Source organism: Zwartia lucis, assembly GCF_965234455.1.
Classification (GTDB): domain Bacteria; phylum Pseudomonadota; class Gammaproteobacteria; order Burkholderiales; family Burkholderiaceae_B; genus Zwartia; species Zwartia lucis.
The window spans coordinates 129,092-149,232 of sequence record NZ_OZ248475.1 but is presented as its reverse complement, the minus strand read 5'-3'; the positions used below and the strand labels follow the sequence as shown (position 1 = coordinate 149,232).

Below are 20,141 nucleotides of genomic sequence, written 5' to 3'. Positions count from 1 at the left end.
ATATGGCTACATCAAATTCTTTTCTTCCAGTTGCTCAAAATCGACCGATTTTCGAGGATTTAGTGACTCAGGCGCTCAAACATGCTCAAGGTCTGGGCGCGAGTGACGCTGCTGCCGAGGTTTCTGAGGGACGCGGCTTGGCCGTGTCGGTCCGGAAGGGCCACGTCGAAACGGTCGAGCAGACGCGCGATCGCTCGCTCGATGTGACGGTCTTTGCTGGGCAACGCCGCGGTTCCGCCTCGACTTCTGATTTTTCCACCAAAGCGTTACGCGAAACGGTTGAGGCGGCTTGGCACATTGCGCGGTATACGGCAGAGGATCCCGCTGCAGGGCTACCAGAAGCCGATCAGTTGGCCATTGGTGTCAAAAATAAGCTGCAGCTCCATCACCCCTGGGCGTTGAGTGTCGAAGAAGCCACAAGACTCGCTGTAGAGGCCGAGCGCGCCGCTCTGGCCACCGATAAGCGCATCACCAATACCGAGGGGGCGGGCGTTGATACCCACGAGGGACATTTTGTTCTGGGTAATACCCGTGGATTTCTGGATGGCTATGCGTACTCGAGGCACGGTTTGTCAGTTTCTCCCATTGCCGGTCGCGGCCGCTCGATGCAGCGTGATTATTGGTACACCAGTGATCGTCGTGCGGACCGACTAGCAGATCCGGCAGCCGTGGGTCGCTATGCCGCCGAGCGGGCGTTGGCGCGCTTGTCGGCTAAAAGAATCCCGACAGGGCATTTCCCCGTGTTGTTCGAGGCGCCTCTGGCGTTGGGATTGCTCGGGGCACTGACGCATGCCACGAGTGGTGGCGCGCTATATCGTCAAACGAGTTTTTTGCTGGATTCGCTCGGTCGTCAGCTTTTCCCAACGCATATCAATGTCCTCGAGGATCCCCATATCAAAGGGGCGATGGGCAGTTCTCCTTTTGACGAGGAAGGTGTAAAAACGCAAGCGCGTGACGTCATTCGCGCCGGTGTGTTGCAGGGGTACTTTCTCTCAAGTTATACGGCTCGCAAGCTCGGCATGGTGACGACAGGCAATGCGGGTGGCTCCCATAACCTCGTATTGCGTTCTTCGCAGACGCGTAAAAAAGACGATTTTGAGGCGATGCTGCGCAAAATGGGCACAGGCCTCTTGGTCACGGAGTTGATCGGTCAGGGCGTCAACTATGTAACGGGTGACTATTCTCGTGGCGCTTTTGGTTATTGGGTCCAAAACGGAGAAATCCAGCATGCCGTCGAGGAAATCACGATTGCCGGTAATTTAAAGGATATGTTTGCCCAAATCGTTGCCGTGGGTGCCGATGCGATCACCCGAGGCAGCAAAACAACGGGCTCGATCCTGATTGAGCGTATGGCGGTTGCGGGCACCTAGTTGGCTTACGAAATGATTTTGTTGTAAAATCAAAGGCTTTCCCCGAGCAATGACTCCTATTTGGAGTGATGGCTTTGGTTTTTGTGGGCGTATGCACGGGCGGGTAACAACGCATTGGCATAATGTTTTTATAAAAATCAGGGGAGTCTTTTCGGGATGGTCCCGGAGGGAATTTATTAGGATCCAATCATGAAGACATTTGTGGCCAAGCCGCATGAAGTCAAGCGTGACTGGTTCGTGATTGACGCGAAGGGCAAAGTCCTCGGTCGTGTGGCCAGCGAAGTCGCACGCCGTTTGCGCGGTAAACACAAACCAGAATTCACGCCACACGTTGATACGGGCGATTACATCGTCATCATCAACGCCGCTGAGATCGTCGTAACCGGTAATAAGTCGCAAGACAAAAAATATTTCCGTCACACGACATACCCAGGTGGTATTCGCGAAACGAACTTTGCAAAAATGCAAGAGCGTTTTCCGGGTCGTGCAGTCCAGAAGGCCGTCAAGGGCATGTTGCCCAAGGGTCCTTTGGGTTACGCGATGATCAAAAAGCTGAAGGTCTATGCTGGTGCTGAGCATCCGCACTCTGCCCAACAGCCACAGCCACTCGAATTTTAAGGACAGGCCATGATCGGTAATTGGAATTACGGAACCGGCCGCCGCAAAACTTCGGTGGCTCGCGTCTTCATGAAAAAAGGTGCAGGCAAGATCGTCGTGAACGGCAAGCCCGTTGACGAGTACTTTGCTCGCGAAACAGGTCGCATGGTGGTGCGTCAGCCTCTTGAGTTGACAGGTCACACTGCGTCGTTTGACTTTCATATCAATGTGCACGGTGGCGGCGAAAGCGGTCAAGCGGGCGCAGTGCGTCACGGTATTACCCGTGCGCTGATTGACTATGATGCAACACTCAAGCCCTCGCTGTCTAAAGCAGGCTTTGTCACGCGTGATGCACGCGAAGTCGAGCGTAAGAAAGTTGGTTTCCACAAAGCACGTCGTCGGAAACAGTTCAGCAAGCGTTAATGACGCATGCCAGAAAAAAAACAGACCGCGTAAGCGGTCTGTTTTTTTTGTACTCATGGGATAATGTTGGCATCATTCTAATCGTGCAGCCGTTTGCGGCGGATTCACAGGAGCACACGCGTGACACAAACATCAACAAAACGCATCAAGGTTGGCATTGTGGGCGGCACGGGTTATACCGGTGTCGAACTGTTGCGTATTTTGTCCCAGCATCCCCAAGTTGACCTCCATGCGATCACCTCCCGCAAAGAAGACGGGATGCCTGTGGCTGAGATGTTTCCCAACCTGAGAGGACATGTCAGTCTGGCGTTCTCTTCTCCAGACAAGGCGCCTTTGACGGGTTGTGATGTCGTGTTTTTTGCGACACCGCATGGTGTGGCGATGAGTCAGGCCAAGGAGCTACTTGCTGCGGGAGTGCGCATTATTGACTTGGCTTCGGATTTTCGTCTCAAGGACATTCAGACGTTTGAACATTGGTACAAGATTCCACATACGTGCCCCGAGGTGTTGGATGAGGCCGTGTATGGGTTGGTGGAGCTCAATCGCGAAGAGATTGCGCGGGCTCGCGTCATCGGCAATCCAGGTTGTTATCCCACGACGATTTTGTTGGGTTTGGCGCCTTTGCTTGGTGGTCAACCTTTAATCGATACTTCGGACATCATTTCTGACTCCAAGTCCGGTGTCAGTGGCGCTGGCCGCAAGGCTGAAGTCGGTATGTTGTTTTCCGAAGCGAGCGACAACTTCAAAGCCTATGGCGTTGCCGGCCACCGCCACCATCCCGAAATCAAAGCGCAGCTGGATCGCCTGGCTGGGACTTCGGTGGGACTGACCTTTGTGCCACACCTTGTGCCGATGATTCGCGGCATGTTTAGCACGATCTATGTGCGCATTTTGCCCGAGGCGCGCGAAACCGATTTTCAGGCCCTATTTGAAAAGCGCTACGCCAATGAGGCGTTTGTCGACGTCATGCCTGCAGGTAGTTTGCCAGATACTCGTTCGGTGCGTGCCTCCAATGCCTTGCGTATTGCCTTGCATCGTCCGGGGAATGGCGATCGCCTGATTATCTTGGTCGTGCAGGACAACCTCGTCAAAGGCGCTGCGGGTCAAGCGATTCAAAACATGAACCTGATGTTTGGTTTGCCAGATACGGTCGGTCTGAATCAGGTTGCGATCTTGCCTTGAGGGCCTTGTCTTGAGCGGCCCTCCTGAAGGCAGGTTTCCTTTCAAAACGCTTGTGTTTTGGATGTTGGGGGCGTTTGCCTTGATTGCAGCCGGCCTTTGTGCGGGTGTATTTTTAACTCAGCGCTCAGGGTCGGATGCGCTGGCATTGCAGTCACGCACGCAGCAAGCCTTGCAGGCACAAGTTCGCGTGGATCTGGAGGCCCAAGTTGCCGAGGCTCTGACGCACGCCCAGCAAGTGCGCAACGCGCTCACCATCGAGCAAGCGGCACGCGCCGAACTCGAAAAAAGTCTCGCGACTCTGCAGGAGGAGTTGGGTCGGTCCAAGGATCATTTGGCGTTTTACGAACAGCTTTTGCCTCCAGGTCCGCAAGGTGCAATCGCTTTGCGTGCTGTCGAGTTCGAGAAGCAGAATCAGACTCTTGCCTTCAGAGTGCTGCTGATGCGCAGTGGCAAGCCAGGCGAACGCTTCAATGGTCGCCTGCAGTTTGTGGCGAGTGGCCTCAAAGACGGTAAAGAGGTGACGGCTGTGTTGGAGCCTTCGCAGCGCGTAATGAATGTCAGCACTTCGAAATCCCCTCTCAACACGCTTGGTGCGGCGACGCAGGGAGAGGATAGTCTCAAGTTAAGTTTTGACCAATTTCAGCGCAGTCAGGGTGTGCTTGCCCTACCGAGGGACTTTCAGCCAACCTCTGTGGTGGTGAGTATTTTATCGGGTGAGATTGTCCTTGCTTCGCGCAAGGTTGATCTTTAGTTTCAGCGTAGAGTTGCGGTATAGTTGAGCAACTTAGTCGGGTATGTCCGACATCAGATTTATTTAGAAAGTTGCCCTTTAGCAGGGCAGGAGCCAAACATGAGCACATTGAGCCAAACTGTTGATCTTCAGGCACCCCCTACGCCTATTCTGTTCACTGATTCTGCTGCGGCAAAGGTCAAAGACCTGCTGATTGAAGAAGGCAACGCCAACCTCAAGCTCCGTGTGTTTGTTCAGGGTGGCGGTTGTTCGGGTTTTCAGTACGGATTCACGTTCGACGAGGACGTCAACGATGATGACACGACCTTGGAAAAAAATGGTGTGGCCTTGCTGGTTGATCCGATGAGTTTCCAGTACTTGGTTGGTGCTGAGATTGACTACAAAGAAGACATCGAGGGCTCACAATTCGTCATTCGCAATCCAAACGCGACGACGACCTGTGGATGCGGATCGTCGTTCTCGGTCTAAAGTGCTGGCAGCCTAGATCGTCTAGGCGGGCCAGCAGGCGCCAAGTATGCGCTGACCTGCCGCTCCGGTGACGGCTGGGTGGCCCGCAGCGACACCATGTTGATGTGCCCAAGCGAGCCAAGCAAAAGCGAGTGCCTCCACATCCTGTGTTTCAATGCCCACGCTCTGCGTGGTGCGTACAGGACAGGGTATCAACCTTTGTAAGTCCAACATGAGTGCCGTATTGCGTGCACCGCCTCCACAAACCAAGACTTCTTGCACATCGCTCGCATACCTGCGTAAGCATTGTGCAACCGTCTCAGCGGTGAGACGCCGCAGGGTTGCCTGAATATTTTGTTTTTCAGTGTCCGTGAGCGCATTGGGTTGATGGGTATCAATCCCAAATTGGGTCAGACGCTTTTCGAGCCACTCACGATTAAACAAGTCTCGCCCTGTCGATTTTGGGGCAGGCTGTGCGAACCAGGGCTCCGAACCAAGGAGAACTAAGAGTAAGTCTCTATCAGGCTCTCCAGCAGCACCCCAGGTACCGTTTTGATCAAAGCTGCGACCTGTGTGCAGAGCGCACCACATATCCATCAGCACATTGGCGGGACCCGTATCAAATCCAAAGGGGGGCTGCTGAGGTCTGAGGACGGTGATATTGGCGATACCGCCAAGATTTACGATCACGCGCGTGTGCGGTGCAGAAAAAATACCGGCATGGAAAATGGGCACGAGCGGGGCACCTTGACCACCAGCAGCCACGTCCCTGCTTCTGAAGTCAGCGATCACGCTGATACCGGTGAGTTCGGCGAGAAGGGCAGGCGCGTTAAGTTGAATGGTATAGCCGAGCTCAGGTCGATGCCTGACAGTTTGACCATGCGCTCCGAGCGCAGAAACCTGCTTGGGCGAAACCTCGGCCAGAGCAAGGGTATGTTCGACGGCTCGAGCGTAAAGCTTCACTAACGTGTTAGCAGCGAGTGCAGCGCGGCCAAGCTCGTCATGACCGCTCGCATTCAAGGCGAGCAATTCGGCTTGCAGGGCGGGCGGGAAATCGATCGAAGAGCGAGAGAGCAAGGTCGGACGACCTTGCGAATCAAAGCGCGCAAGTACAGCGTCAACGCCATCTAGGCTTGTACCGGACATGAGCCCTAGGTAGAGCGAAGTCGCTGCCAAGAGGACGTGAATCCGTTAGCGAAGCGCAATACTGCTGGTTTCGGGCACGGCTTCCTGAAACTTGGCGAGCACTTGCAGTTGCTGTTTAAAAGGGGCCACAACTTGAGCGAATTGCTCGCGATGTTCATCGGCGAGCGGTTTAGCCGTTGGCATATTTGCCGTGGCAGTCAGAGGATCGATAGGCTTGTCTGCGACGCGGAATTCGTAATGTAGATGGGGGCCGGTCGACCAACCCGTCGAACCAACGTAGCCAATCAAATCACCTTGCGAGACCTTCATGCCCGCCTTGAGGCCCGCAGCGAAGTGACTCTGGTGAGCATAGAGCGTTGTGATCCTGCTATGGTGCTTCAGGATGACGGTGTTGCCATAGCCATTTTGCCACCCCACGAAATCGACGGTGCCATCGGCTGTCGCGTGAATCGGGGTTCCGGTGGGGGCGGAATAATCGACACCGGCGTGGTGGCCAGACCAAGCTTGTAAGCCAGGTAGTTTGCGCATACCAAAGGTTGAGCTAATACGTGAGAATTTAAGCGAGTTGCGCAGAAAGGCGCCTCGCAAGCTTTCACCTTCGAGGTTGTAGTAGCTCCCAGTTTCGCCATCGGGGCTAAACCAAACGGCGTTATAGATCTTTCCGCCGTTGATAAACTCGAGCGCCAAAACGCGACCTGTTCCAGCGTTACGACCGCCGATTGTGCGAGTTTCGTACACCACACGGAACTGATCGCCTGTACGCAGGCCACGCAAGAAGTCGACTTTGTTACTCAGTACGTCGGCCATTTGCAAAGTGATGCCATCGGGAATGCCAGCAATATCAGTCGCTGCGAACAAAGAAGAGCGGATGGTGCCAACGGCAACTTCGATGTGCGTTTCTAAAGGCTGCAGGAGCTCTTCGGCTACAAACCCACCCTTGATGGCGGTGATTTGCAGTGTTTTTGCGATGCTCGGGCCATTTGTTTCGGCATTAGGGGTATGGAAGTAACGCACCCACAACAGATCACCATTGTCATCCGTGGCGGCTTGAACCGAGCGACCGACAATCAATTTGTAGACCGAACGCGCTTTGGGCTCACGTGTCAGGAAGCTGAGTAAATTGGCGTCCGAAACGTCCAGGCGCTTTAGAACAGTCGCAAGTGTGTCTCCAGAGCGAATACGCGTTTCCGTAATGTAAGGCGTTTCCTCTGCTGCTTGTTCGGTGACTATGGCTTCGGTTGGTGCGGGTACTGGAACAATATTCAGTACAAGATTTTGTTCTGGAGCGACTGGTTCGGTTTTGATCGCAGTATTAACACCGGATAAGCCAGTGGAGGCGTCCATGCTCGAGGGTTGCATGAAACCAAAGGCCACCGCACCCAACCCTAAAACCAGCGCAGAACTGATCACGACACCTCGCACCAAGCCTGAGCGACTCTCTTGCTGCCCGGACAGCGGTAAAGCCGCTGGGGCGAAGCTAGGTTTAGATGTCGAGTGATTCTTAAAACGCATCAGGTGGAAATCCTCTGTACTGAGTTTGGTACTTGTTTACAGATAACGATGCTTAAACACCACACTCGTGCCGGATTTTGCGTGGCAGAGCAAGATTAGTTTGCGTATGATGTCAATCTTGTAAAAAAGTATGTTAGCCGATTTCTAGCGATCAAACAGCTTTTTTGTCACTTTCACCGACCAAATTGGCTTACTTCTTTTATGTTGACGACAAAATACGCTATTACCCCCGAAGTAGAAGCTAACTTGCGAATAGTCGAGCGAGGGTGCGATGAGTTGTTGGTCAAGACCGACTTTGCACAAAAACTCGCACGCAGTCAAGCCACGGGGATACCGCTGAGAGTCAAGCTGGGCTTGGATCCTACGGCACCTGACATTCATCTTGGGCACACTGTCGTGCTCAACAAAATGCGCCAGTTGCAGAACCTTGGCCACACCGTTATTTTTCTGATTGGCGACTTTACGTCCATGATCGGCGATCCGTCGGGGCGAAATTCAACCCGTCCCCCCCTCACGCGGGAGCAGATTGAGGAAAATGCCCGTACTTATTATGCGCAGGCAAGCTTGGTGCTGGATCCTGCGCGTACAGAGATTCGTTACAACTCTGAGTGGTGCGATCCCTTGGGTGCGCGCGGGATGATCCAGCTGGCATCCCGCTATACGGTCGCGCGCATGATGGAGCGTGATGATTTCACCAAGCGCTTTAAATCAGGTGTGCCGATTTCGGTGCATGAGTTTTTGTATCCGCTTATGCAAGGTTACGACTCGGTAGCTCTCAAATCTGATTTAGAGCTCGGTGGAACGGATCAGAAATTTAATCTGTTGGTCGGTCGAGAGCTGCAAAAAGAATACGGACAAGAGCCTCAATGTATTTTGACCATGCCCTTGCTTGAAGGCACGGACGGCGTCGAAAAGATGTCCAAGTCCAAAAATAATTACATCGGAATTGGGGAAACCCCAGAGTCGATGTTCGGCAAAATCATGTCGATTTCTGACACGATGATGTGGAAATACTTCGATTTACTGTCTTTTCGCAGCATCGAAGAGGTGGCCGCCTTACGTGCAGAGACCGAGGCGGGTCGTAATCCCCGGGATGCCAAGGTGATGTTGGGTCAGGAGATCGTGGCGCGCTTTCACTCCCAGTCGGCGGCCGAGGCGGCATTGGGGGCTTTTGAAGCGCGGTTCCGGGATGGCGCTGTGCCTGAAAACATGCCAGAAGTCACCGTTGCGGGCGCCCCAGTCGGGATTTTGAAGTTATTGCGCGAGGCCGCGCTGGTGACCTCGGGTGCAGAGGCTCAGCGCAATATTGAGCAAGGCGGGGTGCGGGTGGATGGTGACCGAGTCGAGGACAAGTCTTTGCAACTCGGTGCAGGTACTTATGTGATTCAGGTCGGAAAGCGCAAGTTTGCCCGCGTGACTGTCGCCTAATCTACCCTTGGCGGTCTGTGCCATCTAGTCTGGCGCATCGCAGTACACTATACCCATTCGGTTTTCGTCCTTTTATTTTGCCAGGATTGCTATGTTTGATCGCACACTCACGTTAGACCGCGTTGACCCTGAAGTTTGGTCCGCCATTCAAAAAGAAGACACACGGCAAGAGCAGCACATCGAGCTGATCGCCTCCGAAAACTACGCCAGCCCTGCCGTGATGCAGGCGCAGGGTACTCAGATGACTAATAAGTACGCCGAAGGTTATCCCGGCAAGCGTTACTACGGTGGTTGCGAGTATGTGGATATTGTTGAGCAGCTCGCCATTGATCGTCTCAAGTCCTTGTTCGGTGCTGAGGCGGCAAACGTGCAACCGAATTCCGGCTCACAGGCCAACCAAGCTGTGTATCTGGCTTTCCTGAAACCAGGTGACTCAGTGCTGGGCATGAGTTTGGCGGAGGGTGGTCACTTGACGCATGGCGCTTCGGTCAATGCTTCCGGCAAGCTTTACAACTTTCATCAGTACGGTTTGGATGCGAACGAGGTGTTGGATTACGACAAGGTCGAAGAGCTGGCCAAGACCCAAAAGCCAAAGATGATCGTCGCAGGTGCCTCGGCTTACTCGTTGCGCATGGACTTTGAGCGTCTGGCACGCATTGCAAAAGACAGTGGCGCCTTGTTGTTGGTCGACGTTGCGCATTATTCAGGTTTGGTTGCGGGTGGTGCATATCCCAACCCAGTTCCCCATGCTGATTTTGTCACCTCCACGACGCACAAATCTTTACGTGGCCCTCGTGGTGGTGTGATCATGATGAAAGCCGAATATGAAAAGGCGATCAACTCCGCTATTTTCCCCGGGATTCAAGGTGGACCGTTGATGCATGTGATCGCTGCTAAGGCGGTGGCTTTCCGTGAAGCTGCAACGCCTGAGTTCAAGGCCTATGCCGCACAAGTGGTGAAAAATGCACAAGTTTTAGCTGAAACACTCGTCAAGCGTGGCTTACGTATTGTCTCTGGTCGCACAGAAAGTCATGTCATGCTGGTCGATCTGCGCGCCAAGGGCATCACAGGTAAAGAAGCCGAAGCAGTATTGGGTGAAGCACACATCACCGTCAATAAAAATGCGATCCCGAACGACCCAGAAAAGCCATTTGTGACAAGCGGTATCCGTCTGGGTACGCCTGCGATGACCACGCGCGGTTTTAAGGAAACGGAAGCACAACTGACAGGCAATCTGATTGCGGACGTGTTTGACAACCCCCGTGACCCTGCGAACATCAAATCGGTGCGTGAGCGCGTGAATGCGTTGACAGCATCGTTTCCGGTTTACCGTTAATCAGCGGGCAGCGCAGCGCGTTGCCCTGAGTATTTTGATCAAGGCGACTTCATGAAATGTCCCTTTTGCGGGCATGCTGATACACAAGTCATCGACTCGCGTGGCGCGGATGAGGGTGACTTTATTCGTCGACGCAGACGATGTCACTCCTGTGATCGACGTTTTACAACCTACGAGCGTGCTGCGCTTGAGATGCCGACAATCGTCAAAAGAAATGGCAGCAGAAATGAGTACGAAGCTTCAAAGCTTCGTGCAAGTCTGTCTTTGGCTTTGCGTAAACGTCCTGTCAGCACGGAAGAGGTCGACGCAGTGGTGGCTCGCATCGAGGAACGCTTGCTAACCAGCGGGCAGCGCGAGGTTTCGACCGAGTTCTTGGGCGAACTTGTCATGAATGAATTAAAAAAGCTCGACAAAGTGGCCTACGTGCGCTTTGCCTCCGTTTACAAAAGTTTCGAAGACATTGGTGAGTTTGTCGAAGCGATTCGCGAGATGCAGGGTCCTCCTGTGCTGCGCAAAACTTGATTATGAAATCCTCTCAACCCGTCGACGCACGCAATCCCGATCAAGACGTATTTTTTATGCGCCAGGCGCTCGCGCTCGCTGAGGGTGCGCTGTATGTGCCCTCACCCAATCCGCGCGTAGGATGCATCATCGTACGTCATGCACAGGTGCTTGGGCGGGGGGCGACGCAAGCGGTGGGTTCGCATCATGCAGAGGTGATGGCTCTACAAGATATGCGCGCTCGCGGCTTGACTGCCGAAGGTGCGACGGTCTACATCACGCTCGAGCCTTGTAGTCATCATGGTCGCACCCCACCGTGTGTCGATGCGTTGATTGCTGCGGGACCTGCGCGCGTCGTCTTTGCACACTTCGATCCCAATCCTCAGGTGGCAGGGCGTGGAATGCGCATGCTTCGTGAGGCAGGTATCGAGGTCAATGTGGGGGTGTGCGCGGATCTTGCGCTCGCCATCAATCCGGGATTTGTTTCGCGAATGACGCGAGGTATCCCGTATGTCTGGATGAAAATCGCCGCCTCGCTCGATGGACGAACCGCACTGTCCAACGGTGTTTCGCAATGGATCACAGGGCTAGAAGCACGTGCGGACGGACATCACTGGCGCGCGCGCAGTTGCGTGGTGCTTACCGGGATTGGAACGGTGCGCGCAGACGATCCTCAGATGACGGTCAGGCATGTGGCGACCGCGCGACAGCCACGTCGAGCCGTGATTGATCCGGGTTTTGACATTCACGAAGATGCCACCATCCTCAAGGGTGAAGGGGCGATTATTTTTACGGGCGATCAAAACGCAGAAAAGCGCGCGCGCTTGATGGACCGTGGCGTGCAGGTGGTTTACGTGCCCGAAGACGTTGCGCCCTCCGGCGGTGGTCGTCTGCGAAGACGCGTCGATATGCGTGCCATGATGCAATGGCTCGGGGAGCACGAAGCGAATGAAGTGCATATCGAGGCGGGTTCGGGATTGAACGGCGCACTCCTCAATGCCGACTGTGTCGATGAGCTGCTGGTGTACTTGGCCCCGACCTTGTTAGGTGAGGGGATGGGCATGGCGCAATTGCCCACACTGACCAAGCTCGAGGGCGTGCAACGCTTTGAGTTTATAGAGCTCAAGCAACTCGGTCCTGACGTTCGTTTGCGTGCGCGACTGCCAGAGCATTGGCGTGAACTCATGCAGAAAATCCATTTGACTGAACACAGCACAGGATAAGCACTCTAATGTTTACTGGGATCGTCGCGGCCGTGGGTCGCATTGAAAAAATAGAACCGCTTGCGGGTGGCCAGGCCGATGCGGGTGTTCATATTTCTATTCATGCGGGTGGCTTGGATCTAAGTGATGTCGGCTTGGGTGACTCGATTGCGATTCAGGGTGCTTGCATGACGGTGGTGTCTAAGCACGCTGAGGGTTTTGCCGTCGATGTGTCGCGTGAAAGCTTGCGACTGACGATGGGTCTGGACGCTCAAGGCGCAGTTAATCTTGAAAAGTCTTTACGGGTTGGTGACCAGATTGGTGGGCATATTGTTTCTGGTCACGTGGATGGTCTGGGCGAGGTGATTAAGTTTGAGCCAGTAGCCGAGTCTTGGGAGCTGGTTGTGCAAGCGCCTGCATCCTTAGGTCCATTTTTAGCCTACAAGGGCTCGATTACGGTTAATGGTGTGAGTTTGACCGTCAACCGTGTTGAGGACTTGGCGGGTGGGACGCAATTCAGTATTAATTTGATTCCGCACACGATTGCGGTGACGACTTTGCAGCACCTCAAGGTGGGCGAGAGGGTCAACCTCGAGGTGGATACGATCGCCCGGTACTGCGAGAGGATGCTCAACTATAAAAATATCGTCTGACCTTGATGGTAGGTGAGTGCTCGGCTTGTCTGCTCAGTCATTTTGACGCAATACCCTATATCGCGCCACTTTATTTGTCGTTATAATTTTATTGCGACAGTTAAATGGCGCGATATTTTTATTGACCGGTCTCATGGAGCGAAAGATATGCCACGATTCACATCGAAAGATGAGTTGAATCACTTGATCAAATTGATATCAGAGCATCAGAAGGGTATTGGTATTCGTGCGCTATTGCAGCTCCTCGGAGGCGGCTTGCCGCTCAGAAGTTTGCAGCGGCGTTTGGCTAAGCTGATAGAGCAAGGTCAAGTGCAGATGACTGGGGAAGCACGCGCTGTGCGTTATTGCGTCATTCCAAAACTGGTCAATGTACCAATCGTAAAAAAGTTAAAACTCAGGGAGCACACTTCTGACGATGAGTACGTCCCAACCTCAACAGAGGGCGAGCAGATTAAAGCCTACGTTCGCCAGCCTCGCCAGTTGCGCCTACCCGTCGGTTACAAGCTGCAATTTCTGGAGCAATACCATCCAAACCAAACCGCATACCTGTCAAAAGGTCTTCGCGATCAGTTGCACGCCATAGGACGCTCGCCCGCAGGCCACACCCCTGCAGGCACCTTTGCCCGAGACATTCTTAATCGTTTGCTCGTGGATCTTTCTTGGGCTTCTTCACAGCTTGAGGGGAATACGTATAGCCGCCTCGATACCGAACGGCTGATTGAATATGGTCAAGCTGCTGAAGGTAAAGATGCGTTGGAAACGCAGATGATCCTGAATCACAAAGATGCGATTGAATTTTTGGTGCGTAATCCCGACCATGCCAATCTGACGACGGACGTCATTATTTCGTTGCATGCTTTTCTATCAGATAGTTTGATGGCCGACCCCTTATCCTGCGGTCGTATCCGCAATCGGGCGGTAGAAATTGGGGGAAGCGTCTATTTACCTGTCGCCTTGCCCCAAAGGCTTGAAGAGCTGTTCGGTATTGTTATAGAAATGGCCGCGGAAATTCACGATCCGTTTGAACAGTCTTTCTTTCTCATGGTGCATTTGCCTTACTTACAGCCTTTCGAGGATGTGAACAAGCGAGTGTCTCGATTGGCAGCCAATATTCCCTTTATCCGACATAACCTGTGCCCTCTATCTTTCATTGATGTGCCGCAGCAGGCTTATGTGGACGCCATGCTCGGCGTATATGAATTAAATCGTATCGAGCTGCTCCGGGATGTGTTTGTCTGGGCCTACGAGCGCTCATGTCAACAGTACGTAGCGGTGAAACAAAATCTCGTGCCGCCTGACATATTTCGGCTGCGCTATCGGCAGGCGTTAAGCGAAGTCGTCGCGGCCATCGTGCGTCACAATGAACCTGCGACTGTTGATGCTGTTCGCCATAGAATACCTATCGCTGTCAAGAAGGAAGATCAGGAGCATTTCATCGAACTGGTACATGGCGAATTTAAAACCTTGCATCGAGGCAATGTCATTCGTTTTGGCATCCGGCCTTTGGAATTTTCTGCTTGGCATGAAAAGCACAACAATCAAGCTTAGCGAATGCTGTCTTTTCCCCGTTAATGCTAGAATAACGGGCTGTAGTGAAAACGGACAGGTGGCCGAGCGGTTGAAGGCGCACGCCTGGAAAGCGTGTATACGTTCAAAGCGTATCGGGGGTTCGAATCCCCCTCTGTCCGCCAGTAAATGATGAAGAGCCTGAAGAGCCGATCCCAGAAATCAGCCCGCCGGCGAGGGGTACTGCGCGGTCGGGGTGATGGTGCCCCGTACACCCAACTGATACGCCCTGGCCAAAAGCGCGTTGTACTCGGCCTCAGAGGGGAACTGCTGACGGGTTAGGATGGTGCCCGACGTTCCGTTTGCGTCCCCGACGATCATCCATCTGTAGTCCGGGGCGTAGTCGAGGATCCAGTAGTTGCCCGGCTCGTTCCGGTTGGGCTCGCCGGCGAAGCTCACGTTGAGGCGGGTGTTGAACGCGTTGACCGGTACGGCCGATCCTGTGATGCTCCAGTCCGGACCGCTGGGTCCGACGAATTTGCTGGAATTCTGCACGTTGATGCTGCCGTCGGGCTGGGGCGTGTAGACTGCTTTGACGTTTACGAGTAAGGCGGACGGACCTTGTTTCACGCTGCCCTGTTCGTACCAGGTGCCTGCATACTGATTGATATCAACCGGCGGCGGTGCGGGCAGCACGGTGCCCCCAGTCTCGCCAATCACGATCGGCTGGTTTGGGACATAGACGCCGTCGTTGGGATCGCCGTAGATGCCGTCATAGGGATCGGTCGGACCCCTGTCTCTGTACATGTCGTTGATCCAGCCGGTGGCTAGCGTGATCGCGGCGGCGCTCATGGCGCTGCCGTTATCGAGCTGAACGCCGAAGAACTGGTAGGGGTGGAAGGCTACGAGTTGCTCCGTGGTGCTGCCCCAATTATTCCCGGCCTGCGGCGGCGAGGCGATCTGGTAGAGCGGGATGTCCATGGCGTCGAGCTTGGCGAGCGAAGCGGGGAACTGGTCCGGGCTAGCCAGGCCGTCGAACATCACCACGCCCAGCAGATATGCGGCCGCGCCGTTGTCGACGGTGCCTCCGGCCACCTCTGCGGCGAACCCGCCGCCCAGACGCTCTCCGGCAAGCAGGAACTTCTGGGGTAGCGCCCGCTGATAGCCAGCGGCGGTCGCGCTCGTGGCGAGCGCCACACGGTCACCCCGCATCATGTCGGCGATCGCCTTTTGCATCTCCGGGCTGCCGAGATATCGCCCCGGCTGGGTCGGAATCTCGAAGGAACTGATCTCAGGTACCACGACAATGCTGTTGGTCTGGACTGCGATCTTGGCCGCCTGCTCGGACAAGGACGCCATGTCGCCGCGCTGGAGCCAGACGACGCCGTTGGGCGCGACCGTGCTGTCAGTCTGGGTCGGGAAGTACCAGTCTGCCGACGTCACGTAGCCCCCGGGGCTATACGGAATGGCGAGCGAAGACCTGCCGACTGTCACGCCGTTGTCGAATTGCGGAGCGACGGTCGCAGGCATGTCGTCGCCGCCACACCCGCCCAAACCAAGACACAGCACACCAACGATTAACAAGGAGATAGATTTTAAAATGACAGTATCCTAATTAGAAGTTGCGGGCAAAGCCGAGGGTGACGGTATTGCTGACAAAAATTATAGTTTGTTTCCTTGGTGAACCGCCCAAAAACCTCGTAGTGTTTGCTCAACTGATAAGTCACTCCAACGAAGGGGGTCTGCCAGCTGTTGGAGTGCAGCGGGCTCATCGGCGATGACGACTCTTAGCGATCGTCAACAATGCAGGGCCTGAAATCAACACTTTACGAATAAGTAAGTTTCTCATTTCACCACATGTTTTCACCACATGTTTTGGTTTTCAAATCTATGCACCGTTGATGGAGCATAGCTTAAAAAAATCGTTAAAACTGTCTTAAAAAACCGATCCACTATGTTTAGGCGGCGGCTCCAAAAACGGACAGCAACGAGACATTGATCAAGCCGTTGAATTGTGGAAAGAGTTCAAGCGGGCAAAGGCAAATTTACTCAAAAAAAATAAATCAATTGTGTCGACTAGCAAACGCAAAGGGTAATAAATATGGCACTAACCAGAGACTTTAAAGAAACGGTTTTGGCACGCGTTGAACGCGATCCTGAGTTTGCCTGTGCCATGCTGAATGAGGCAATCATGCTTTTTCTGAATGGTGAGCCCGAGACCGCAAAGCTTATCTTGCGCGATCTCGTCAACGCTACAATGGGGTTCGAGGGTTTGGCACTTTCCGTTGAAAAGCCAGCAAAAAGTATTCATCGAATGCTGTCCTCATCAGGCAATCCAACTATGTCAAACCTGGCTGCAATTTTTTCCGCTCTCAAATCAACGATGAAAGTAGATATCCAAGCTCACTGCGTCAGTGTTGCCTAAGTGGTTAGTATCCCTGCCGTAGACCAAAAACAAAAAACCTGAGCGGGTATGGGGGCCTCCATGCCAGGGATTTTCTAAGGCTAGAACGCAAGGCGGCACCAACCTTAGAGCAACATGCTGACGAGTTTCGCCATTGATCGCTCAGGGAGACATGGGTTGTTCTAAGTATGGCTCTTTTGTAAAGCGATCGTTTGCCGGACGCTGAGGTTACAAGCCCCGATTAAAGTACTAGCGGCAACTTCTTTTTTGCTTTAAATTCGGCAAAACGCGCTGCATCCGAACCAACTGCAAGGAAAAAGTCGTGGCCCTGCTTGTCATCAAAACCGAATGGACGGTTCTTTACATTGCCGGTCGCCACGTCCCCGTGCGCGATGTTGCATTGGTGATTGAAAATAAGCGTATTGCGGCGATCACGACTTCGCCTCCCGCAGACGCGCAGACAATAGAACTTAAAGGCGGCATTTCCTTGCCTGGTTTTATTAATCTGCACAACCACACCATCAATGCACCACTCTTTCGTGGCATCGTCGACGATCTCCCACGCAGCGCGATTGGCGAAAGCAAGGTGTACTCAATGCTTATGCCAATCGGTGGCCTGGCCGTTAGTTACCTAGAACCTGACGAACTAGAGTCGCTTGTGGCGCTCGGTCTTCTTGAAATTATAAAGAGTGGTACCACCACGCTGCTCGATCAATTTCGACCTGTACAAGCCTGCATTTTAGAGCTCGCCAAGCGATGGGGGCTCAGGCTCTATGGCGCACCCTACCTCTTTTCACCTACCGCTGCGGTGAGTGACGCAACCGTCGCGCGTGCAGCGCAAGGCAGCTTCGAAGGTGACAGTGGTATCGCAACGTTTAACCAATTATTTTCTCAATATGACCAGGGGGCTCAGGGCGGTACTCGTGTCATTTTAGGGCCTCATGCCGCCGACTCATGCGCCCCGGAGTTGCTCAAATCCGTTAATCAAATCGCACTTGAACGCGAACTATTGGTCACCATTCATCTTGCCCAAAGTCAGGGCGAAGTCGATCGCGTCAAGGCGGAAAGAGGAATGGGAACCATTGATTACATGGACTCTGTCGGTTTGCTCAGAGAGGGCGTAATCTTTGCGCATGGCGTACATCTCACTGACGACGAACTGCAACGTGTTGCTCAATCGGGTGCGAGCTTAGCGCACTGTCCGACGGTCTTTTTACGCGGAGGCAAGTCACCTCACTATGCGCACTTCTCGCGACAAGGTTTAAAAGTAGGTATCGGTACGGACGCAGAGAGAATGGATATTTTTGCGCAAATGCGTGCAAGTGGTTTTGCGTCTAAACAAGCGACGAGCGCAAGCCAAGGTGCAACCGCTGCCGAGTTACTGCATGCCGCAACGGTTCATGGCGCGAATGCTCTTCGACGTCCCGATCTGGGTCGGCTTGAAGTGGGCGCCGCTGCTGATCTTATTATTATTGATGCAAACAAGGCACACCTGCAACCCATTAATGACCCGATCCGTACACTTGTTTGGTACACCAGCGGCTCAGATATCGATACCGTTATGATTGATGGTCAGGTCATCGTTCGCAATGGCAAAGCGCTTGGGCTCGACGAGTCACTCATTATTCGCCAAGGATCTGCAGCTGCGCAAAAGGTCTGGGATGAAGCTCGCCGTCGCGGCCACTTTCCAACAGAAGCAGAGCCACTTAGAGAACCACATGGATATTAAGCAGCAACTGCTCGCGTGGATTGAACAAGACCGAGAAGAGATTATTCAATTCCTATCGGAGTTTGTTTCGACGCCTAGCCCTAATCCACCGGGTGACACCACGGCTGCGGCGCAGTTTATTTTTAAGCATCTTCAAAAACATCAAGTGCCAGCAGAAGTGCGTGCGGCCAAAGACTGGTTGCCGAATATTGTGGGCAGCTTCGAAGCTGCCCGACCAGGTCGACACTTAGTTTTAAACGGCCATATTGATGTGTTTCCTGCTGGTGATTCTAAAACTTGGTCTCGAGACCCCTGGAGTGGTGCGATCGAAGACGGAAAAATTCATGGCCGAGGTGTCGTGGATATGAAGTGCGGAACAGCCGCGTCGATCTGGACCTATATTTACCTTTATCGCATACGCGAACGCTTAGCCGGGAAGCTTGCGCTCACCTGTGTATCGGATGAAGAAACAGGCGGAACCTGGGGCGCAAAATGGCTGATCGAAACCTTTCCGACTGAATTCGCGGGCGATTGCATGCTCAATGGCGAGCCAAGTGTTCCCAATATGGTTAGGTTCGGAGAAAAAGGGACTCTGCGCGTCGCTTTTGAAGTTGATACCCCCGGAGCACACGCCGCCTACACCCATTTAAGCGATAACGCCATTAAAGTGGCAACCGCACTCATTCACGATTTGTATAGCCTCGAAAATCTCGAGATCGAACAAGCGCCTGAGGTCAGGCGTGCCATTTTGAACGGTGCCGCAGCGATCAACGCCGGCCTAGGCCAGGGTGCATCCGACATACTCAACCGTATTACAGTGTGCGTTGGGGTCATTCAAGGTGGCATAAAAATCAACATCATGCCCGGACACTGCCGTATGGAGGTCGACATCAGAATGCCCGTTGGGGCTACGCATTCGATGCTCATCGAACACATCGAACGGATTCTGACGCGCTATCCACAAGCGAAGTATTTTCCAATATGGACGCATTCTTGTGAACCGACCTACAGTCCACCAGATCACGAGATGATGCAAATTCTAAAAACGACTGTCACGGGTTTAGGTCTGCCTGAGCCCGCTGCAGCAGTGAGCCTTGGTGCGACTGATTCTAAGCACTGGCGACAATACGGTGTACCCGCCTATGTCTATGGCTGCCGCCCAACCAATATGGCTAAAGCGGACGAGCAAGTCGAGATTGAAGAGTACTTGCACATCGTGCGCACACACGTGCTGGCAGCTGCGGCTTACTTAGATGTTCGTTAACACAAGGCTAGTCACTCTTTATCAAGATACAGGAGCCATCAAATGACTTTTTCTATTTTGGGACGCTGCGCGCGTACCGGCATGTTCGGATTGGTGGTCACGACCTCGTCGCCCGCCGTTGGTTCGCGCTGCGGATATGTTGCAGCGGGTGTTGGGGCTGCGTTGACACAAAATCGAACTGATCCGCGCCTAGGACCTTTAGCGATCGATCTGCTCAAACGAGAATACACGGCTAAACAAGTCATTGCAGCAATCGTTGCCGCCACACCATATCATCGCTGGCGACAGCTGGCCTGCATTGATCGTCAGGGCGAGACTGCTGCCTTTACGGGTGCGAGTGTCAAGCCTGAGCACAACGAGGTGCATGGATTGAACTGCGTCTCAATTGCGAATATTGTTCGGTCATCTGAGGTGCCTGCAGCGATGGTGCGAGCGTTTGAGAGCGATCAATCAGCCCCCTTGCCGGTACGTCTGCTAGACGCCCTCGAGGCTGGTGAACGAGCTGGCAGCGAGTTTGTTCCCTTGGTCTCTGCAGCGCTTTTGGTGTCGCACGAGCACGCGTTTCCTTATGTCGATTTACGTGTCGACAGCGACCCCCAGCCTATCGCGCGACTACGCGCGCTTTGGCAAGAATATCAGCCGATGGCAGATTTATACGTCACCCGGGCTATTGATCCAGATTCACTGTAAGATCCTCACTGGCTATACTTC

The 20,141-nt window shown here is 53.6% G+C and carries 19 protein-coding genes and 1 tRNA gene; 17 read left to right on the top strand and 3 right to left on the bottom strand.

The features are described 5' to 3' along the window. Positions 1-2: 2 nt before the first annotated feature. From pmbA to erpA, 6 genes are all read left to right on the top strand, one after another. On the top strand, positions 3-1,370 hold the full coding sequence (pmbA, locus tag AC8GE9_RS15020; RefSeq protein ID WP_506677965.1) for a metalloprotease PmbA: 1,368 nt from the start codon (positions 3-5) through the stop codon (positions 1,368-1,370). A gap of 189 nt (positions 1,371-1,559) precedes the next feature. After that, positions 1,560-1,988 carry a 50S ribosomal protein L13 gene (gene rplM, locus AC8GE9_RS15015; RefSeq protein ID WP_290238500.1) on the top strand — a complete coding sequence of 143 codons (429 nt, stop codon included), beginning with the start codon at positions 1,560-1,562 and terminating at the stop codon, positions 1,986-1,988. Positions 1,989-1,997: 9 nt separating this feature from the next. Continuing rightward, the gene (gene rpsI, locus AC8GE9_RS15010) at positions 1,998-2,390 is read left to right on the top strand and encodes a 30S ribosomal protein S9 (RefSeq protein ID WP_481934701.1); all 393 of its coding nucleotides are present in this window, start codon (positions 1,998-2,000) and stop codon (positions 2,388-2,390) included. Positions 2,391-2,510: 120 nt separating this feature from the next. Beyond that, positions 2,511-3,572 carry an N-acetyl-gamma-glutamyl-phosphate reductase gene (argC, locus tag AC8GE9_RS15005; RefSeq protein ID WP_506677964.1) on the top strand — a complete coding sequence of 354 codons (1,062 nt, stop codon included), beginning with the start codon at positions 2,511-2,513 and terminating at the stop codon, positions 3,570-3,572. Between the two features lie 10 nt (positions 3,573-3,582). Beyond that, positions 3,583-4,323, top strand: a complete 741-nt coding sequence (locus AC8GE9_RS15000) for a DUF6776 family protein (protein WP_506677963.1) — start codon at positions 3,583-3,585, stop codon at positions 4,321-4,323. Positions 4,324-4,422: 99 nt separating this feature from the next. Further along, positions 4,423-4,791: an iron-sulfur cluster insertion protein ErpA gene (gene erpA / locus AC8GE9_RS14995; RefSeq protein WP_506677962.1), complete on the top strand. Its 369-nt coding sequence runs from the start codon at positions 4,423-4,425 to the stop codon at positions 4,789-4,791. A 21-nt stretch (positions 4,792-4,812) separates the two neighbouring features. Here the strand turns inward: erpA and AC8GE9_RS14990 are convergent, their stop codons facing one another. Both AC8GE9_RS14990 and AC8GE9_RS14985 read right to left on the bottom strand, forming a co-directional pair. Beyond that, on the bottom strand, positions 4,813-5,946 hold the full coding sequence (locus AC8GE9_RS14990; protein ID WP_506677961.1) for an anhydro-N-acetylmuramic acid kinase: 1,134 nt from the start codon (positions 5,944-5,946) through the stop codon (positions 4,813-4,815). A gap of 15 nt (positions 5,947-5,961) precedes the next feature. Beyond that, positions 5,962-7,428: a M23 family metallopeptidase gene (locus AC8GE9_RS14985; RefSeq protein WP_506677960.1), complete on the bottom strand. Its 1,467-nt coding sequence runs from the start codon at positions 7,426-7,428 to the stop codon at positions 5,962-5,964. A 201-nt stretch (positions 7,429-7,629) separates the two neighbouring features. On the opposite strand from AC8GE9_RS14985, the gene tyrS reads away from it, so the two are divergent. From tyrS to AC8GE9_RS14950, 7 genes are all read left to right on the top strand, one after another. Further along, positions 7,630-8,856, top strand: coding sequence for a tyrosine--tRNA ligase (gene tyrS / locus AC8GE9_RS14980; RefSeq protein ID WP_506677959.1), 1,227 nt, complete (start codon positions 7,630-7,632; stop codon positions 8,854-8,856). 91 nt (positions 8,857-8,947) lie between these two features. Beyond that, positions 8,948-10,192, top strand: a complete 1,245-nt coding sequence (gene glyA, locus AC8GE9_RS14975; protein ID WP_506677957.1) for a serine hydroxymethyltransferase — start codon at positions 8,948-8,950, stop codon at positions 10,190-10,192. Between the two features lie 51 nt (positions 10,193-10,243). After that, a complete protein-coding gene (gene nrdR / locus AC8GE9_RS14970; protein ID WP_506677956.1) occupies positions 10,244-10,714 on the top strand; it encodes a transcriptional regulator NrdR in 471 nt (156 codons plus the stop codon). A gap of 2 nt (positions 10,715-10,716) precedes the next feature. Next, positions 10,717-11,916 carry a bifunctional diaminohydroxyphosphoribosylaminopyrimidine deaminase/5-amino-6-(5-phosphoribosylamino)uracil reductase RibD gene (gene ribD, locus AC8GE9_RS14965; protein ID WP_506677955.1) on the top strand — a complete coding sequence of 400 codons (1,200 nt, stop codon included), beginning with the start codon at positions 10,717-10,719 and terminating at the stop codon, positions 11,914-11,916. An 8-nt stretch (positions 11,917-11,924) separates the two neighbouring features. Next, on the top strand, positions 11,925-12,548 hold the full coding sequence (locus AC8GE9_RS14960; protein WP_506677954.1) for a riboflavin synthase: 624 nt from the start codon (positions 11,925-11,927) through the stop codon (positions 12,546-12,548). Positions 12,549-12,695: 147 nt separating this feature from the next. Beyond that, complete coding sequence (locus AC8GE9_RS14955; protein ID WP_506677953.1) at positions 12,696-14,096, top strand: Fic family protein; 1,401 nt, start codon at positions 12,696-12,698, stop codon at positions 14,094-14,096. A 52-nt stretch (positions 14,097-14,148) separates the two neighbouring features. After that, a tRNA-Ser gene (locus AC8GE9_RS14950) sits at positions 14,149-14,239 on the top strand. A 37-nt stretch (positions 14,240-14,276) separates the two neighbouring features. Here AC8GE9_RS14950 and AC8GE9_RS14945 read toward each other — a convergent pair. Continuing rightward, positions 14,277-15,584 carry a lipocalin family protein gene (locus tag AC8GE9_RS14945; RefSeq protein WP_506677952.1) on the bottom strand — a complete coding sequence of 436 codons (1,308 nt, stop codon included), beginning with the start codon at positions 15,582-15,584 and terminating at the stop codon, positions 14,277-14,279. A 571-nt stretch (positions 15,585-16,155) separates the two neighbouring features. Here AC8GE9_RS14945 and AC8GE9_RS14940 point away from each other — a divergent pair. The 4 genes from AC8GE9_RS14940 to AC8GE9_RS14925 all read left to right on the top strand — a co-directional run bounded on the left by AC8GE9_RS14940 (position 16,156) and on the right by AC8GE9_RS14925 (position 20,120). After that, positions 16,156-16,479 (top strand): helix-turn-helix domain-containing transcriptional regulator, encoded by a 324-nt coding sequence (locus AC8GE9_RS14940; protein ID WP_506677951.1) that lies wholly within the window; start codon positions 16,156-16,158, stop codon positions 16,477-16,479. Positions 16,480-16,780: 301 nt separating this feature from the next. After that, entirely contained in the window at positions 16,781-18,187 is a 1,407-nt protein-coding gene (locus AC8GE9_RS14935; protein ID WP_506677950.1) for an amidohydrolase family protein, read from the top strand. Beyond that, positions 18,177-19,430 carry a M20/M25/M40 family metallo-hydrolase gene (locus tag AC8GE9_RS14930; RefSeq protein ID WP_506677949.1) on the top strand — a complete coding sequence of 418 codons (1,254 nt, stop codon included), beginning with the start codon at positions 18,177-18,179 and terminating at the stop codon, positions 19,428-19,430. The genes AC8GE9_RS14935 and AC8GE9_RS14930 overlap by 11 nt, the downstream gene beginning before the upstream one ends. A gap of 42 nt (positions 19,431-19,472) precedes the next feature. Continuing rightward, entirely contained in the window at positions 19,473-20,120 is a 648-nt protein-coding gene (locus tag AC8GE9_RS14925) for a DUF1028 domain-containing protein (protein WP_506677948.1), read from the top strand. Positions 20,121-20,141: the final 21 nt, after the last annotated feature.

Coding starts and splice junctions, on each gene's coding strand:
- AC8GE9_RS14960 (WP_506677954.1), top strand. CDS start 11,925: ATGTTTACTGGGATCGTCGCGGCCGTGGGTCGCATTGAAAAAATAGAA.
- tyrS (WP_506677959.1), top strand. CDS start 7,630: ATGTTGACGACAAAATACGCTATTACCCCCGAAGTAGAAGCTAACTTG.
- AC8GE9_RS14955 (WP_506677953.1), top strand. CDS start 12,696: ATGCCACGATTCACATCGAAAGATGAGTTGAATCACTTGATCAAATTG.
- AC8GE9_RS14930 (WP_506677949.1), top strand. CDS start 18,177: ATGGATATTAAGCAGCAACTGCTCGCGTGGATTGAACAAGACCGAGAA.
- erpA (WP_506677962.1), top strand. CDS start 4,423: ATGAGCACATTGAGCCAAACTGTTGATCTTCAGGCACCCCCTACGCCT.
- rplM (WP_290238500.1), top strand. CDS start 1,560: ATGAAGACATTTGTGGCCAAGCCGCATGAAGTCAAGCGTGACTGGTTC.
- nrdR (WP_506677956.1), top strand. CDS start 10,244: ATGAAATGTCCCTTTTGCGGGCATGCTGATACACAAGTCATCGACTCG.
- AC8GE9_RS14925 (WP_506677948.1), top strand. CDS start 19,473: ATGACTTTTTCTATTTTGGGACGCTGCGCGCGTACCGGCATGTTCGGA.
- rpsI (WP_481934701.1), top strand. CDS start 1,998: ATGATCGGTAATTGGAATTACGGAACCGGCCGCCGCAAAACTTCGGTG.
- AC8GE9_RS14940 (WP_506677951.1), top strand. CDS start 16,156: ATGGCACTAACCAGAGACTTTAAAGAAACGGTTTTGGCACGCGTTGAA.
- AC8GE9_RS14985 (WP_506677960.1), bottom strand. CDS start 7,428: ATGCGTTTTAAGAATCACTCGACATCTAAACCTAGCTTCGCCCCAGCG.
- glyA (WP_506677957.1), top strand. CDS start 8,948: ATGTTTGATCGCACACTCACGTTAGACCGCGTTGACCCTGAAGTTTGG.
- AC8GE9_RS14945 (WP_506677952.1), bottom strand. CDS start 15,584: ATGCCTGCGACCGTCGCTCCGCAATTCGACAACGGCGTGACAGTCGGC.
- ribD (WP_506677955.1), top strand. CDS start 10,717: ATGAAATCCTCTCAACCCGTCGACGCACGCAATCCCGATCAAGACGTA.
- pmbA (WP_506677965.1), top strand. CDS start 3: ATGGCTACATCAAATTCTTTTCTTCCAGTTGCTCAAAATCGACCGATT.